The organism is Pseudomonas sp. NBRC 111123 (genome assembly GCF_001320205.1).
Classification (GTDB): domain Bacteria; phylum Pseudomonadota; class Gammaproteobacteria; order Pseudomonadales; family Pseudomonadaceae; genus Aquipseudomonas; species Aquipseudomonas putida_J.
Genome location: NZ_BCAZ01000020.1, coordinates 45,898 through 60,575, shown reverse-complemented (window position 1 = coordinate 60,575; position 14,678 = coordinate 45,898). Strand labels below are relative to the sequence as shown.

General features: G+C 62.8%; 14 protein-coding genes and 1 pseudogene. 8 read left to right on the top strand and 7 right to left on the bottom strand.

All coding sequences use genetic code 11. From position 1 onward, the window contains the following. Nucleotides 1-10 precede the first annotated feature (10 nt). Nucleotides 11-1,798, bottom strand: a complete 1,788-nt coding sequence (locus tag APH27_RS12640; protein ID WP_060484978.1) for a thiamine pyrophosphate-requiring protein — start codon at nucleotides 1,796-1,798, stop codon at nucleotides 11-13. Nucleotides 1,799-1,947: 149 nt separating this feature from the next. Between APH27_RS12640 and APH27_RS12635 the strand changes: the two genes are divergently transcribed. After that, nucleotides 1,948-2,481, top strand: coding sequence for a cupin domain-containing protein (locus APH27_RS12635; RefSeq protein WP_060484977.1), 534 nt, complete (start codon nucleotides 1,948-1,950; stop codon nucleotides 2,479-2,481). Nucleotides 2,482-2,588: 107 nt separating this feature from the next. Here the strand turns inward: APH27_RS12635 and APH27_RS12630 are convergent. The 4 genes and pseudogenes from APH27_RS12630 to APH27_RS12615 form a co-directional block, all read right to left on the bottom strand. Continuing rightward, nucleotides 2,589-2,946 (bottom strand): annotated as a pseudogene (locus APH27_RS12630) (5,10-methylene tetrahydromethanopterin reductase); the annotation flags it as partial. A 14-nt stretch (nucleotides 2,947-2,960) separates the two neighbouring features. Then, nucleotides 2,961-3,335 carry a hypothetical protein gene (locus APH27_RS12625; RefSeq protein WP_027918799.1) on the bottom strand — a complete coding sequence of 125 codons (375 nt, stop codon included), beginning with the start codon at nucleotides 3,333-3,335 and terminating at the stop codon, nucleotides 2,961-2,963. An 81-nt stretch (nucleotides 3,336-3,416) separates the two neighbouring features. Further along, a complete protein-coding gene (locus APH27_RS12620) occupies nucleotides 3,417-4,886 on the bottom strand; it encodes an MFS transporter (RefSeq protein WP_082435103.1) in 1,470 nt (489 codons plus the stop codon). A gap of 171 nt (nucleotides 4,887-5,057) precedes the next feature. Continuing rightward, nucleotides 5,058-5,741 (bottom strand): type 1 glutamine amidotransferase domain-containing protein, encoded by a 684-nt coding sequence (locus tag APH27_RS12615; protein ID WP_060484997.1) that lies wholly within the window; start codon nucleotides 5,739-5,741, stop codon nucleotides 5,058-5,060. A gap of 170 nt (nucleotides 5,742-5,911) precedes the next feature. On the opposite strand from APH27_RS12615, the gene APH27_RS12610 reads away from it, so the two are divergent. Then, the gene (locus tag APH27_RS12610; protein WP_027918796.1) at nucleotides 5,912-6,403 is read left to right on the top strand and encodes a GNAT family N-acetyltransferase; all 492 of its coding nucleotides are present in this window, start codon (nucleotides 5,912-5,914) and stop codon (nucleotides 6,401-6,403) included. An 18-nt stretch (nucleotides 6,404-6,421) separates the two neighbouring features. Here APH27_RS12610 and ppk2 read toward each other — a convergent pair whose 3' ends face one another. Next, nucleotides 6,422-7,339, bottom strand: coding sequence for a polyphosphate kinase 2 (gene ppk2, locus APH27_RS12605; protein ID WP_027918795.1), 918 nt, complete (start codon nucleotides 7,337-7,339; stop codon nucleotides 6,422-6,424). Nucleotides 7,340-7,526: 187 nt separating this feature from the next. Between ppk2 and pstS the strand changes: the two genes are divergently transcribed. The 6 genes from pstS to APH27_RS12575 all read left to right on the top strand — a co-directional run bounded on the left by pstS (nucleotide 7,527) and on the right by APH27_RS12575 (nucleotide 12,738). Further along, nucleotides 7,527-8,555: a phosphate ABC transporter substrate-binding protein PstS gene (gene pstS, locus APH27_RS12600; protein WP_027918794.1), complete on the top strand. Its 1,029-nt coding sequence runs from the start codon at nucleotides 7,527-7,529 to the stop codon at nucleotides 8,553-8,555. Between the two features lie 74 nt (nucleotides 8,556-8,629). Beyond that, nucleotides 8,630-9,595, top strand: a complete 966-nt coding sequence (gene pstC / locus APH27_RS12595) for a phosphate ABC transporter permease subunit PstC (RefSeq protein ID WP_027918793.1) — start codon at nucleotides 8,630-8,632, stop codon at nucleotides 9,593-9,595. After that, a complete protein-coding gene (gene pstA, locus APH27_RS12590) occupies nucleotides 9,595-10,488 on the top strand; it encodes a phosphate ABC transporter permease PstA (RefSeq protein ID WP_027918792.1) in 894 nt (297 codons plus the stop codon). Before pstC ends, pstA begins: the two co-directional genes overlap by 1 nt. Before the next feature lie 75 nt (nucleotides 10,489-10,563). Further along, nucleotides 10,564-11,325: a phosphate ABC transporter ATP-binding protein PstB gene (gene pstB / locus APH27_RS12585; RefSeq protein WP_050437214.1), complete on the top strand. Its 762-nt coding sequence runs from the start codon at nucleotides 10,564-10,566 to the stop codon at nucleotides 11,323-11,325. Nucleotides 11,326-11,419: 94 nt separating this feature from the next. Further along, nucleotides 11,420-12,118, top strand: coding sequence for a hypothetical protein (locus APH27_RS12580; RefSeq protein WP_027918790.1), 699 nt, complete (start codon nucleotides 11,420-11,422; stop codon nucleotides 12,116-12,118). Then, entirely contained in the window at nucleotides 12,118-12,738 is a 621-nt protein-coding gene (locus APH27_RS12575) for a hypothetical protein (protein ID WP_060484975.1), read from the top strand. Before APH27_RS12580 ends, APH27_RS12575 begins: the two co-directional genes overlap by 1 nt. 275 nt (nucleotides 12,739-13,013) lie before the next feature. On the opposite strand, the gene APH27_RS12570 is transcribed toward APH27_RS12575, so the two are convergent. Next, complete coding sequence (locus APH27_RS12570; protein WP_027918788.1) at nucleotides 13,014-14,534, bottom strand: NCS1 family nucleobase:cation symporter-1; 1,521 nt, start codon at nucleotides 14,532-14,534, stop codon at nucleotides 13,014-13,016. Nucleotides 14,535-14,678: the final 144 nt, after the last annotated feature.

The following is a 14,678-nucleotide window of genomic DNA, read 5'->3' as shown; positions in this document are numbered from 1 at the left end:
TCACGGTTGGTTATTTCTTGCCGGGCAACACCGAGCTGAGCACCTGTTTGGCCGTTTGCACGATCACCCCGGCCTGGTCCGGGTCGCCCTTGAGCAGGGTGCTGGCGAACTTCTTCGCCTGTTCGAGCTTGATGTGCGGCGGCAGGGGTGGCACGTTCGGGTCGGTCTTGAACTCGATCAGCACGGGCCGGTCGGCAGCCAGGGCCCGTTCCCAGGCGCTGGCGATCTCCTCCTCGCGGTCCACGTAGATGCCTTGCAGGCCAATGGAAATGGCGAACAGGTGGTAGGGCACGTCGGGTATCGATTGCGAGGCCTCGAACTTCGGGTCGCCCTCCATGACCCGCTGCTCCCAGGTGACCTGGTTGAGGTCCTCGTTGTTGAACACCGCGCAGATCCACTGCGGGTTGTCCCATTGCTGCCAGTACTTCGCAACGGTGATCAGCTCGGTCAGGTTGCTCATCTGCATGGCGCCGTCACCGACCAGGGCCACCACCGCCCGCTGCGGGTGAGCGAACTTGGCGGCGATGGCGTAGGGCACGGCTGCGCCCATGCTGGCAAGGCCCCCAGACAGCGAGCACTGCATGCCTTGGCGTATCTGCACATCACGGGCGAACCAGTTGGCGCAGGAGCCTGAGTCACTGGTGACGATGGCGTGCTCGGGCAGGCGAGGGGAGAGCTCGTATGCCACGCGCTGCGGGTTGATCGGGTCGGCCTTGGCCAACGCGCGTTTCTCCAGAGTCTTCTCCCAACGTGCGCGCCAGTGTACGACCTTGTCGCGCCAGCGCATGTCTTGCTGCTGATCGAGCAATGGCAGCAGCGCTTGCAGGGTCTGCGCAGCATCGCCGACCAGGTTGACCTCCATCGGGTAACGCAGGCTGAGCATGTCGGGCTGCAGGTCGATCTGCACGCCTCGGGCCTGTCCTTCCTTGGGCAGGAACTCGGAGTAGGGGAAGCCGGAGCCGATCATCAGCAAGGTGTCGCATTCGCTCATGAGCTGGTAGCTGGGTTCGGTGCCGAGCAGGCCGATGGAGCCGGTGACCCAAGGCAGGTCGTCTGGCAGTACGGCCTTGCCAAGCAGCGCCTTGGCCACGCCCGCGCCGAGTTTTTCGGCCACCGCAATGACCTCCCCGGTTGCCTGAAGCGCGCCGGCCCCGACCAGCATCGCTACCTTGCGCCCGGCATTGAGCACATCGGCAGCACGCTGAAGGTCTTCCTCGAAGGGCACGACTTTGGGCTTGCTGTAGCCGATGCCGGAATGCACCGTGCCGTGGGCCCTGGGCGGCTCTGCGTAGGGCAGGTCCTGTAAGTCGTTGGGCAGGATGATGGCGGTGACACGGCGCTCGCCGACCGCCGTGCGCACGGCGCGGTCGAGCAGGTGCCGGACTTGCTCTGGCGTTGAGGCCTGCTGGACGAACGCACCGGCCACGTCCTTGAACATCGACAGCAGGTCCAGCTCTTGCTGGTAGTGCCCGCCCAGGGCCGCTCGCGCTTGCTGGCCGACAATGGCCAGCACCGGCTGATGGTCCATACGCGCATCGTACAGGCCGGTGAGCAGGTGCGAGGCGCCGGGGCCAGAGGTGGCGATGCACACGCCAAGCTCGCCGGTGAACTTGGCGTGGGCGCTGGCCATGAACGCGGCCATTTCCTCGTGGCGGGCCTGGATGAACTCGATCTTGCCGTTGGCGCGGTTCAGCGCGCCGAACACGCCGTTGATGCCATCGCCAGGGTAGCCGAAGATGCGCCGCACACCCCATTGATACAAGCGCTCCACCAGAAAGTCGCCTACCGTGCCAGTCATAGTCCTCTCCCGGTCTGTCGTCGATAGGGTCTGGACTGGGTACGCCCGGGGAAAGTTTCAATGGTGTTCACGTCGGTCGGCTGACCGGAACCGCGCAACGTGCCGGGCGTTCTCAAGCAGACCGAGAACCTGGTCAGGACGCTCAACTCATGATGGAAATCGACACCGTGAATGTCGCTGTACAGACCCTGTGCTTCGCAGATGACGGGGCAACCCCCAACAGCCGTTTGCCGGTCTTGCTCTACCACTTGCAGCTCGACGCTGCGCAGGACACTGCCGCTGGCTTCGAGGCACTGTTCGCGGGGTACCAGTGGACCCCACTCTGGCGTGACGGGATTTTCGATTACCACCACTTCCATCCCAACGCTCACGAAGTACTGGGTATTGCCCGTGGTCATGCGCGGGTGACGCTGGGTGGGGAGGCGGGGCAGACGCTGAGCGTGAAGGCAGGTGACGTACTGGTGTTGCCGGCCGGGACGGGGCATCGCTGCATCGCCTGCAGCGAGGACTTTCTGGTGGTTGGCGCCTATCCGCGCGGGCAGGAAGATTACGACATCCAACGCCCTGACCGGGCGGCTCACCAGCAAGTGCTGGCGCGCATGGCGGCTGTCCCGGACCCTGAACAGGACCCTGTCACCGGTGAGCCGATGAGCCGCTGGCATCATCGAACATCATGCAATTGACTGCGTACATGTCGCTGTAACCCCTGAAGGGGACGCCTTAGGCTTTTCGCGTGGAGCAAAACACCGCTCGATGCCGTGGTTGGCAGCTGAGCGCGATCCCCATATTCGTCTCGGTCAAGGACAGCAGCGCGCAGTTCGGCCAGCTGTTTGCGCAGCACCGCCTTGCTGGGCGCGGCGACGAACACACACTCGGCATTGGCGGCAGCGAAGGCGCGCCCGCCTGGTAGATCACCGGCGAGCGTTGCGGCGAGGGTTCGCTCAAATGAAAGCCCGGCACCTTGAACCAAGTGCCCTGGTGGTCGATGCCGTGGACCTTGCGTGGGTCGGCGTACACCCCGCTTTGCCGGTCGGCCTGCACTGCGTCGTCGTCCCAGCTGGTTTCCCAGAGCTTGTAGCAGACGTGCAGGTACTCCTCGGCCATGCATAGCGCTGATCGTGGCTGAGGGGCGGCTGGCCCATGCTGCGCCGACAGCGTGCAGTCACTTGCGCAGGGCTTGCACCAGCTCTGCCTTGGTCATGCTCGAACGGCCCTTGATGTCCTTGCTGCGCGCCTCCTTGAGCAGGCTTGCCTTGGTCTGGCTTTCCAGCGAGGTGCTCGATGTCCGGGAATGTCCCTCACGGGACTTGGCGGCGCGCTTGGCCGAATCGGAACGGGCGCTTTTCTGCTCGCCGGCTGAGGTTTCGCTGCCCGACCCACCCGCCTTCTCGCCACCGCCGGACTGCTTGTTCACGGTAGCCCAGGCGCGCGCCTCGGCTTCATCCTTCGGCACGCCTTTGTGCTCGTAGCTTTCTTCGATGTGCGCGGCCTTGCGCTTTTGCTTGTCGGTGTATGTGTCCTTGTCGCCGCGTGGCATGGCGATCACTCCTGCGTGGTGGGCTTGCAGGGTTGAGCGTTCAGGGCCATCGGCAGTGCCATCGAAGGGACGGGCGGTGGGTCACGGCTCGCTGATCTGCGACAGCGGCCTGGCCACCTGTTCGAGTGAACGCCGCTCGGCGGCCACGCCCCACATGGCCTGGGTCACGGCAGCGATGATCATCAGCGCAGCGCCGATCAGGTAGCCGTACAGCACATTGATGCGCTCGCCGGTTTCGATCAGCGCGCCGAACAGTGTCGGCCCGATCAGGCCACCCAAGCCGGTGCCGAATGCATAGAACACGGCAATGGCCAGCGCACGGATTTCCAGCGGGAAGGTTTCCGCCACGGTGAGGTAAGCCGAACTGGCGGCCGCAGAGGCGAAAAAGAAGATCACCATCCAGGCCACGGTCTGCTGGGTCACGTCGATCAGTTCCTGCTGGAACAGGTAGCCGCTGACCGTCAGCAACACGCCCGAGATCAGGTAGGTCGCGCTGATCATGATGCGCCGGCCGATCACGTCGAACAGCCGTCCAAGCAGCAGCGGGCCGCAGAAATTGCCGAGCGCGAAGGGCAGGATGTACCAACCCACCTTGGCCGACGGCACGGCGTAGAAATCGGTCAGCACCAGCGCATAGGTGAAGAAGATCGCGTTGTAGAAGAATGCCTGGGCGGTGAGCAAGGTCAGGCCTACCAGGGCGCGGCGGCGATGCTCGACGAACAGGCTCTGGAACACCTCTGGCAGGGGCGTATGGTCCCGTGCGCGAAGGCGCAGGGGAGGGGCCTGCAACGGCGCAATTGCGATCCCGCGCTGGTGGTAATGGCGTTCGATGTTGGCGACGATGCGTTCGGCGCGCTCCGGCTGGTTGTGGATCATCAGCCATCGTGGGCTTTCGGGTATCCACAAACGCATCAGCATGATCAGCAGGCCCAGCATTGCGCCGATGCCGAAGCACAAACGCCAACCGAGTTCGCCACCGGCAACCGCCGGGTCGAGCAGGATCACGGCACCGCCTGCGCCGAGTGCCGCGCCGATCCAGAAGGTGCCGTTGATGGTCAGGTCGACCCAGCCGCGGTAGCGTGCCGGGGTGAACTCCTGGATGGTCGAGTTGATCGCCGTGTACTCGCCGCCGATGCCGGCACCGGTCAGGAAGCGGAACACCAGGAAGCTCCACAGGCTCCACGAAAACGCCGTTGCCGCGGTGGCACCGATGTAGAGGAACAAGGTGATGAAAAACAGTCGACGCCGGCCCAGGCGGTCGGTCAGCCAGCCGAAGAACAGCGCGCCGAGCACCGCACCGGCGATGTAGCTGGCGCCTGCCAGGCCGATGTCGGTGTTGCTCATGTGCAGTGCAGGGCTGTTCTTGAGCGCGCCGGCTACCGAACCTGCAAGGGTGACTTCAAGGCCGTCGAGCAGCCAGGTGATACCCAGCGCCAACACCAGCAAGGTGTGAAAACGCGTCCACGGCAGGCGGTCGAGGCGGGCGGGGATGTCGGTGCTGTAAAGGCGTCCCGAGCCATCGTTGGGCTGCTGCAAAGCTTGGGTCGTCACTGCAATTCCTTCTCTGACAGACTTGCGCGGGCCTTAGGAGCGGCCTTGCCGGTCCGGCGCCCCGGCAAGGCCGCTCCTCCAAGAGCATCGTGAGCTAGCTGCTTGAGCGCCCCGTGCCCATCCGCCAGGCCCAGGCAGCCCTAGTGCTCGGCTGCCCAGGTCCGCTGCGTGTCAGGGCGCCAGTCGCTTGAGCAGTGCCTGGGCCGCCGCCTCGGATGAGGCGGGGTTCTGCCCGGTGATCAAATGGCCGTCCTCGACCACATGACTTGCCCAGTCCGCAGCTTTGGAGTACTCGCCGCCATTGGCCTTGAGCATGTCCTCAACCAGGAATGGCACCACCTCGGTCAAGCCCACGGCCTGTTCTTCACTGTTGGCGAAGCCGGTGACCTTCTTGCCTTTGACCACCGGATGCCCGTCTGGCGCCTTGACGTGCTTGAATACGCCTGGCGCGTGGCACACTGCGGCAATCGGCTTGTTGGCGGCATAGAACGCTTCGAGCAAGGCCTTCGAGTCTTTGTCCTCGGCCAGGTCCCACAGCGGCCCGTGGCCACCGGGGTAGAACACCGCATCGAAGTGGTAGGGGTCGATTTCGCCCAGCGGCACCGTGTCGGCCAGGGCCATCTGCCCGTCAGTGTCGCTGGCAAAGCGCCGGGTGGCGTCGGTCTGGGCGTCCGGTTCGTCGCTTTTCGGGTCTAGCGGTGGCTGGCCGCCTTTGGGCGAGGCAAGGGTGACGTCGGCGTGGGCGTCGACGAACACGTAGTAAGGCGCAGCGAATTCTTCCAGCCAGAAGCCGGTTTTCTTGCCGGTATCCCCCAGCTGGTCGTGCGAGGTGAGCACCATCAGGATCTTTTTCATGCGGGCCATTGCTCCAGAAGTGAATAGGCAGCGCGCTGTTCGCCCTGCATAAAGGTGGGAGGGCAGCGCGCAGCAGGCGTTCCATCATAACGCTCGAAAAGGATGCGGAGTTTGCAGCCCGGCTCAATTACCCTATGGGCACGATCATTTCATTTTATGGATGCATACCCATGAGCAACACGTCATTCCGCCAACCTGTCGTGCGTGACGCCGAGCGCTGCTTCGCGATCGAGATCGGTGCCTACGAGGGTGACGAAGCGGCCACGCTGGAAAAGATCCGTACGCGCATCAGCCAATACCCTGAAGGCTTCCTGCTGCTTGAAGACGCCCATGGCATCGTCGGCTTCATCAACAGCGGCTGCGCCCACGATGTGGTGATGTCCGACGAGGCCTTCAAGGAACTGGTCGGCCATGACCCGCTGGCGCCCAACGTGGTGATCATGTCGGTGGTGGTAGACCCTGCCCACCAGGGCAAGGGCTACGCCAAGCGGCTGATGGGCGAGTTCATCACGCGCATGAAGGCCCAGGGCAAGCAGACCATCCACCTGATGTGCAAGCAACAGCATGTCGAGCTGTACCGCAAGATGGGCTACCAGTATGTGCGGCCTTCGCCCTCGGACCACGGTGGCATGGCCTGGCATGAAATGGTCATGGTGCTTTGAGCCCGTCAGCCCGCTGTCTCAGTACACCTGTGGCACGATGATATCGCTCGGGGTCGGGTTGCGGATGTAGTCCTCTTTCCTGACCCGTTGCGGCAGCTCGATCGTCGGCACCTGCACTTCTTCATAGGGCATTTGCCCAAGCAGGTGATGGATGCAGTTGAGCCTGGCCTTCTTCTTGTCATCGGCCTGCACCACCCACCAGGGCGCTTCGGCGATGTGGGTGCGTTCGAGCATGACTTCCTTGGCCTTGGTGTAGGCCTCCCAGCGCCGACGCGACTCCAGGTCCATGGGGCTGAGTTTCCATTGCTTGAGTGGGTCATGCACGCGGCTGAGAAAGCGCAGGTGCTGTTCCTGGTCGGATATGGAAAACCAGTACTTGATCAGCTGGATGCCCGAGCGGGCCAGCATGCGTTCGAACTCCGGCACGCTGCGGAAAAACTCTTCGTACTGGTCGTCGTTGCAAAAGCCCATGACTTTCTCGACGCCTGCGCGGTTGTACCAGCTGCGGTCGAACAGCACGATCTCGCCCGCTGCGGGCAGATGCGAAACGTAACGCTGGAAGTACCACTGCGTGCGTTCCCGGTCATTGGGTGCCGGCAATGCCGCCACCCGGCATACCCGGGGGTTGAGGCGCTGGGTGATGCGCTTGATCACGCCACCCTTGCCAGCCGCATCGCGGCCTTCGAACAGGATGACCACCTTGTGGCCGGTCTTCACCACCCAGCTCTGCAGTTTCACCAGCTCACCCTGCAGGCGAAACAGCTCGCGGAAGTAGGTGCGTCGCGCGGCCTTTGCGCTGCCTTCCTCCATGTCCTCGTCAAACAGGGCATCGAGGTCATGGCCGTCCTCGGCCAGTTCCAGTTCCAGCTCTTCATCACTGTGGTCCAGCAGCTCGCGATGGATGCGCCTGATCAAGGTGTGTTCGGTGGGGGACATGGCGGGCACTCGCGTCGGGGGATGATGGCAACGTGTTTAGTCATATTTGGTTACCACAAAATGACAGCCCGCTGCCTGTCAGCCCCCGTACTAGAGGGGGGTAATGCATCGACTGCCATTCAATAGTCACAAAGCTGTAACACAGCTGCTGCAAAGTGTGTCGGCCATCACACGGAGCGCTTTTTCCATGATACGCCTGATGAAGTCTGCTGCACTCGCTGTTGCCGTCTCGCTTAGCGCCACTTCGGCCTTTGCCGCAGACAACGTTCGCCTGACCGGTTCCGGCGCCAGTTTCCCTGCGCCTATCTACCTGACCTGGTTCAAGGACTTCAGCAAGAACACTGCTGGCGTTACCGTTGACTACCAGTCCAAGGGGAGCGGGGCGGGTGTTCAGGACTTCCTGAACAAGACCGTCGACTTCGCAGCCAGCGACTCGGCCATGAGCGAAGCAGACATTGCCAAGGTCGGCGAGGGCGTACAGCTGCTGCCGATGACCGCCGGTGAAATCGTCCTGGCCTACAACCTGCCAGGCAATCCGAAAGGCCTGAAGCTGCCACGCGATGTGTACTCCAACATCTTCCTGGGCAAGATCACCAAGTGGAACGACCCACTGATCGCCAAGGCCAACCCAGGCCTGAAGCTGCCTGATCTGCCGATCACCGTGGTCGTGCGTGCCGACTCCAGCGGTACCAACGCCGTCTTCACCAAGCACCTGTCGGCCATCAACGCCGACTTCAAGAAAGACCTGGGTGAAGGCAACACCGTCAACTGGCCGGCCACCGACAAGTTCATCAAGTCGCCGAAAAACGACGGCGTGACCGCCACCGTTCGCCAGACCCCGGGCGCCATCGGTTACATCGAATACGGCTTCGCCAAGCTGGCCAAGGTCGACTTCGCCGAGCTGGAAAACAAGGCCGGCCAATACGTCGTGCCGAACGCCGAGAGCGGTGCCGAAGCACTGGCTGCGGTGAAAATGCCGGAAAACCTGATTGCTCACCTGCCTGACCCGGAAGGTGCCAAGTCCTACCCGATCACTTCCTACACCTGGATGATCTTCCGCAAGGACAACGGCAGCCCGGAAAAGGCCAAGGCCATGCGTGACATGGTCGAGTACGGCCTGACCCACGGTCAGAAGATCGCCGACTCGATGGGCTACATCCCGCTGCCGCCGTCGGTTGTCGACGAAGTGCGCAAAGCGTCGCAAAGCATCCAGTAACACCGTCAGGCGCTCCCGGCGTGGTGTGACCCACCGTGCCGGGCGTGTTTGCCCCTAGTCCCGGAATCAGCCAAATGAACACACCTTTTGCCATACCGGATAACCCAGGCTCCGCGTGCCAGCCGCCGTCCACCAAGGACTTCCTGGTCGACCGCACCTTCCGTGCCCTTGCACGTATCGGTGTTGTGCTGATTCTCGCGCTGGTTTTCGCGTTGGTATACGAAGTAGGACGCAAAGCACTTCCAGGAATGGAAAAGCACGGTTTCGACGTGCTGTTCGGCAGTGTGTGGGACGTCAACCAGGGCAAATACGGCATTTTGCCCGCCATCTGGGGCACGCTTTACAGCGCCCTGATTGCCTTGTTGATCGCAGGTTTCTTCGGCGTCAGCATGGCCATTTTCCTGACCCAGGATTTCTTGCCGGCGAGGCTTGCCGCGGTGTTTCGCACCATCGTCGAGCTGCTCGCCGCCATCCCCAGCGTCGTTTATGGCCTGTGGGGCATCTATGTAGTGATTCCGGCCATCCGGCCCCTGACCGCCTGGCTGAACAGCGAGCTGGGCTGGATCCCGTTCTTCGGCACCTCCCTGAGTGGCCCCGGCCTGCTGCCGGCGGCGTTGGTGCTGGCGATCATGATCCTGCCGACCATTGCCGCCGTTTCCCAGGATGCGCTGACCAGCGTACCGATGAAGACCAAGCAGGCGGCCTATGGCATGGGCACCACCCATTGGGAAGCCATCCTCAAGGTGATGGTGCCGTCGGCCGCCACCGGCATCTTTGGTTCCCTGGTACTGGGCCTTGGCCGCGCACTGGGCGAAACAATGGCCCTGGCGATGCTGGTCGGTAACGCCAACACCATCACCCTGTCCCTGTTTGCCCCGGCCAACACGCTGGCAGCCTTGCTGGCACTGAACTTCCCTGAGGCCGGGCCGAACGAGATCGAAGTGCTGATGTACGCCGCCCTGGTCCTGATGTTCATCACCTTGCTGGTGAACGTGTTCGGTTCGATGATCATGCTCTACGCCCAGCGGGGTAACAAATAATGACTGACCTCACAGCGGCAACTACGGCATTGCCCAGCCTGCAGCGTCGCTTCGAAGGCCGCGCCTTGCGCAGCCTGGTGCTGACCTCCACGGTCTGGTGCGTGGCCCTGCTGGCCAGCGTGCCCCTGATTTCCGTGCTGTACATGCTGATCACCCGCGGCGGTGCACGGCTGAGCCTGGAAGTGTTCACCGAGCTGCCACCCACCGGTTTCGAGATGGGCGGTGGTTTTGGTAACGCCTTGGCCGGTACCTTCGTCATGGTCGGCATCGCCGCAGCCATCGCGGTGCCGGTCGGCATCCTGGCGGCGGTGTTCCTCGCCGAACTCGGGCCCGAGAGCAAGCTGGCGAACGCTTCGCGCTTCGCGGCAAAAATGCTCACCGGCCTGCCGTCGATCCTCGCCGGTGTATTCGCCTACGCCCTGGTGGTGATGACCACCGGTACCTACTCGGCCCCGGCCGGTGGCGTGGCGCTGGCGGTACTGATGCTGCCGATCGTCGTGCTGACTGCTGAAGAAGCCATGAAGATGGTGCCCAAGATCATGAAGGACGCCGCCTATGGCATGGGTTGCACCCGCGCCCAGGTGATCTGGAAGATCGTGCTGCCGACCGGCATGCCGGCCATCCTCACCGGCGTCATGCTGGCCGTGGCCCGCGCTGCAGGTGAAACGGCACCGCTGCTGTTTACCGCACTGTTCAGCAACTACTGGATCTACCACGACGGCAGCCTGGCCGTCATGAACCCCACGGCATCGCTTGCCGTACTGATCTACAACTTCTCCGGCATGCCGTTCGACAACCAGCTGGAGCTCGCCTGGGCGGCCTCGCTGGTGTTGGTGATGATCGTGCTGGTAGTCAACATTCTTAGCCGTATTTTCGGCAAGCCCAAGTACTGAGAAAGGGAGCATTCGACCGTGAACGTATCTACAGCGCAAAGAGCCGCTCCCTTGGTCAGCGAAGCGCCAATTGTCATGGACTGCAAGCTGGACAAGATTTTCTACGGCAACTTCATGGCGGTCCGCGACAGCCACGTACCGATCAGGAAAAACGAGATCACCGGTTTCATCGGCCCGTCCGGCTGCGGCAAGAGTACCGTGCTGCGCAGCCTCAACCGCATGAACGACCTGGTCAAAGGCTTCCGCTTCGAAGGCCATGTGCACTTCCTTGGCCAGGATGTCTACGGCAAGGGCGTGGACCCGGTGGTGGTGCGCCGTTATATCGGCATGGTGTTCCAGCAGCCAAACCCGTTCTCGATGAGCATCTTCGACAACGTCGCCTTCGGCCTGCGCTTGAACCGCTACAAGGGCGACATCGGCGACCGCGTCAAGCACGCCCTGCAAGGCGCTGCGCTGTGGGATGAGGTCAAGGACAAGCTGAAGGTCAGCGGCCTGTCGCTGTCCGGCGGCCAGCAGCAGCGCCTGTGCATCGCCCGCGCGATCGCCACTGAGCCTGAAGTGCTGCTGCTCGACGAGCCGTGCTCGGCACTCGACCCGATCGCCACCCGCCGGGTGGAAGAGCTGATGGTCGAGCTGAAAAAGGACTACACCATCGCCCTGGTGACCCACAACATGCAGCAGGCGATTCGTGTGGCCGACACCACCGCGTTCTTCTCGGTCGACATCTCCCAGGGCACCCGCACCGGTTACCTGGTAGAGATGGGCCCGACCACGCAGATCTTCCAGAATCCGCGTGAACAACTGACCAGTGACTACATCAGCGGCAAGTTCAGCTGAGCCAGCGCCACCCCCCCGGCGACCCACCCCGCAGGCCAGGAAGGCCGAGCGGGGTGGGTCGCTTTAACGATTGTTCTGTTTCAAGAGATTACCAATGGATGCGACATGTCGTCTTGACCTGCCAGCGGTAGAGCGCGCACTTCGCGAAGTGCAGGGCCGCTTTGCCGAACTCAGCCAGCACTTCACCGAGCCGCGTGATCCGTTCACCGACGAGGTGCTGCTCAATGTGCTTGAAGGCTATGCCTTGATTGACGACTATGTCGCACGGGGTGTGGACCTGTTCGACCTGCAGCAGCTGAACCTGATGCTGGAGATCAACGCCACCGTGCTGTGCGGCAGTGACCCGGCGCGCCGCCGCGAGTTCGCCCCACACCTCGAGGCCACTGAGGCACGCTTTTTCAACAACGTCGAAGGCGGCATCAAGGACCTGTACAACTGGTATTGCTCGTACCGCAGCGAGTCGATCTGGAAGCGGGCAGCCGGGGTCTATGTACGCATCCTCAGCAAGCCGCAGCTGTTCATCGAAGGCAACAACCGCACGGGGTCGCTCATCGTCAGCTACCTGCTGATGCGTGCAGGGTTGCCGCCGTTCGTGTTGACGCTGGACAACGCCGAGGGCTACTTCAACCCGTCCTCGGTCATTCGCAACTCCGCCAAGCATGGTGTGAAGGCTTTGTACGAATTGCCCAAGATCAAGAAAAAGTACGCAGCCTTCCTCGAAGCGAAGGCGCCTGAACCCGACAAGTTCTTCCTGCGCGGCACCTGCGTGCCGGCCCGTCAGGGGAGCCGATGATGGAAAGGTATTCGATTCTAGAGCAAGGCAGGGCCAGTGGGCGACGTGCGTGGCAAGCCATCGGGCGTAAATTCAGGCGCCCGCAGATGCGCATTTCCTTCGATATCGATGACACACTGGCCTGCCTGCCTCACCACGCCGATGAAGAACACAGCAAGCTGCCGACGTTCATCCACCGCTGGCTGGGCGAACCGCTGCGCAGCGGCACGCGTTCATTGATCCGCGACCTGCGCCGCCAGGGCTGCAGCATCTGGATCTACACCTCTTCGGGGCGCACACCGGCCTATATCCGCCGCTGGCTGATGCTTTACGGCATTCACGTTGACGGCGTGGTCAACAGCGATCGCCACCAGCACGTTTTGTCGCTGCACGGGCTTGAGAATGCCCCTTCGAAGTATCCACCAGCGTTCGACATCGACTTGCACGTCGATGATTCCGAAGGGGTCGGCATCGAGGGCTATGACCACGGTTTCCGTGTGGTCGTGGTCAACCCGGAAGATGACCGCTGGGCGCAGAAGGTCATGGATGCCGCTGAACAGGTGCAGGCCCAGCTGGCCTGGCAGCAACCCCAGCGGTACGAGGCACCGACGCCGCGGCGTTCGCAAGCGCTGGCTTCCTGACTGTCCGAGTGGGCTCATAAACGCAGAGAGATGCAGCGCCTGTGAGATCGAGCGCCGCCCGCGCGGCGCATCGCGGATAAATCCTACATTTGTTGCAACGTGGCCAACCATGGTTGTCAGCCGGTATGCACGGCTCAAGTCAAGCGCCAGGGCGGGCAATCATGGCGTAACAGGTTCGGCACGTTGCAACAGGTGTAGGAGCGGATTTATCCGCGATGCGCCGCGCGGGCGGCGCTCGATCTCACAGGCACTGCACATCTGACGGCAGGCAAAACTCAGTGATGCGCGCTGTCCACGGCGATGCTTTCGCCAGACACTTCCAGGTACCGGGTGCTGCGGTTGGCGAGCGCGTAGTGGATCAGCCCGCCCAGGCCGGCGCCAAAGAACCAGGAGAACTGCGACAGCGTTTCGAATGCCGGCACCAACGCCAGCAGGATGGCGATCAGCGAGGCCGGGACAAACGCCGCCACAGCACGCAGGTTGACCCCGCCGCGATAGTGATAGGCGCCCTCGGGGCTTTCACTGTACAGCTGCGGCAGGTTTACCCGGCTGCGGCGTACCAGGTAGTAATCGGTGACCATGATGCCGTACAGCGGGCCGAGCAGGGCACCCAGGCCGCCGAGGAAATACACGATCACCGACGGGCTGTTGTACAGGTGCCAGGGCAGGATCAGCACCGCGATGGTGGCGCTCAGCAAGCCCGCGCGGCGGAAGTTCAGCACCTTCGGTGCCAGGTTGGTGAGCACGAAGGCCGGGGCGACAAAGTTGGCCATGATGTTCACCGCCACGGTGACGAGCAGGAAGGCCAGGCAGGCCAGCACCAGGCCGGCGGTGTTGGGGATGGCGGCGACGATTTCGCTTGGGCTCTGTACCAGCTTGCCGTCGATGCTGAACTGCGCGCCGGCGAGCACCACGGCGATCAGCGCGAAGCCAAGCATGTTCACCGGCAGGCCCCAGAAATTGCCCACGCTGATCGTGCGTCGGTCCGGGCAGTTGCGGGTGAAATCGCAGAAGTTGAGGATCATGGTCCCGTACAGCGAGACCCACAGCGCGGCGGCACCGAGCACTTTCAGCCACATCGTGGGGCCGGTCGGCGCGTTGCCGCTGGACCAGGCGATCGACAGGCCACTGCGCCAGTACATCCAGCCCGCCAGGCCGGTGAAAGCGACCAGGATGATCGGCCCGGCGAGGGATTCGAAGCGGCGTACCATCTCCATGCCGTAGGCGAAGATCGCCACTTGCACGCACCAGATGCCGAGGAAGGTAACCCAGCCCAGGGTCGACAGGCCAAGCATCGAATTCTGGTCATAGGACTTGAGGTCGGGCGCGATGGCGGTGAGCAGGACGCGCAGCACCACCGAGGCGAGGTAGGTCTGGATGCCGAACCAGGCGATGGCGATCACCGCGCGGATCAGTGCCGGAATCTGGGCACCGTGGATGCCAAAGCTGATCCGGCACATCACGGGGTAGGGCAGGCCGGTCTTCTGCCCCATGTAGCCAGACAGGTTCATCAGGCCGTAGATCACCAGCGCACCCAGCGCGAAGGCGGCGAGGATCTGCGCGCCGCTCATGCCCAAAGCGAACAGGCCGATGGCGAAGGAGTAGTTGGCGATGTTGTGCACATCATTGGTCCACAGGGCAAACAGGCTGTAGCGCCCCCAGGTGCGGTTTGCCGCGCGGGTCGGAGCAAGGTCGGCACTGTACAGGCGCGGGCTCATTTGCAGTTGACTGGGGTCAGTCGTCTCGGCGGGGAGATCGGCAAGCTGGCCAACATCGGAACGGGAAATCGACGCCATCGGGACTCCATGATGGTTGTGTACTTTTATTGTTGGTATTTGTATACAAACAAGATTCGTACCAATCCGTGAACGAGGGGGAATTCACGGTCCCGGCGCGTTCATGCCAGCCAGGTCCCTGGCTGCCTGAGCATTCATGTGGGA

Bases quoted from the DNA above. Each gene is read 5' to 3' on its own strand.
- APH27_RS12640 (WP_060484978.1), bottom strand. From the start codon at position 1,798: ATGACTGGCACGGTAGGCGACTTTCTGGTGGAGCGCTTGTATCAATGG.
- APH27_RS12635 (WP_060484977.1), top strand. From the start codon at position 1,948: ATGATGGAAATCGACACCGTGAATGTCGCTGTACAGACCCTGTGCTTC.
- APH27_RS12625 (WP_027918799.1), bottom strand. From the start codon at position 3,335: ATGCCACGCGGCGACAAGGACACATACACCGACAAGCAAAAGCGCAAG.
- APH27_RS12615 (WP_060484997.1), bottom strand. From the start codon at position 5,741: ATGAAAAAGATCCTGATGGTGCTCACCTCGCACGACCAGCTGGGGGAT.
- APH27_RS12610 (WP_027918796.1), top strand. From the start codon at position 5,912: ATGAGCAACACGTCATTCCGCCAACCTGTCGTGCGTGACGCCGAGCGC.
- ppk2 (WP_027918795.1), bottom strand. From the start codon at position 7,339: ATGTCCCCCACCGAACACACCTTGATCAGGCGCATCCATCGCGAGCTG.
- pstS (WP_027918794.1), top strand. From the start codon at position 7,527: ATGATACGCCTGATGAAGTCTGCTGCACTCGCTGTTGCCGTCTCGCTT.
- pstC (WP_027918793.1), top strand. From the start codon at position 8,630: ATGAACACACCTTTTGCCATACCGGATAACCCAGGCTCCGCGTGCCAG.
- pstA (WP_027918792.1), top strand. From the start codon at position 9,595: ATGACTGACCTCACAGCGGCAACTACGGCATTGCCCAGCCTGCAGCGT.
- pstB (WP_050437214.1), top strand. From the start codon at position 10,564: ATGGACTGCAAGCTGGACAAGATTTTCTACGGCAACTTCATGGCGGTC.
- APH27_RS12580 (WP_027918790.1), top strand. From the start codon at position 11,420: ATGGATGCGACATGTCGTCTTGACCTGCCAGCGGTAGAGCGCGCACTT.
- APH27_RS12575 (WP_060484975.1), top strand. From the start codon at position 12,118: ATGGAAAGGTATTCGATTCTAGAGCAAGGCAGGGCCAGTGGGCGACGT.
- APH27_RS12570 (WP_027918788.1), bottom strand. From the start codon at position 14,534: ATGGCGTCGATTTCCCGTTCCGATGTTGGCCAGCTTGCCGATCTCCCC.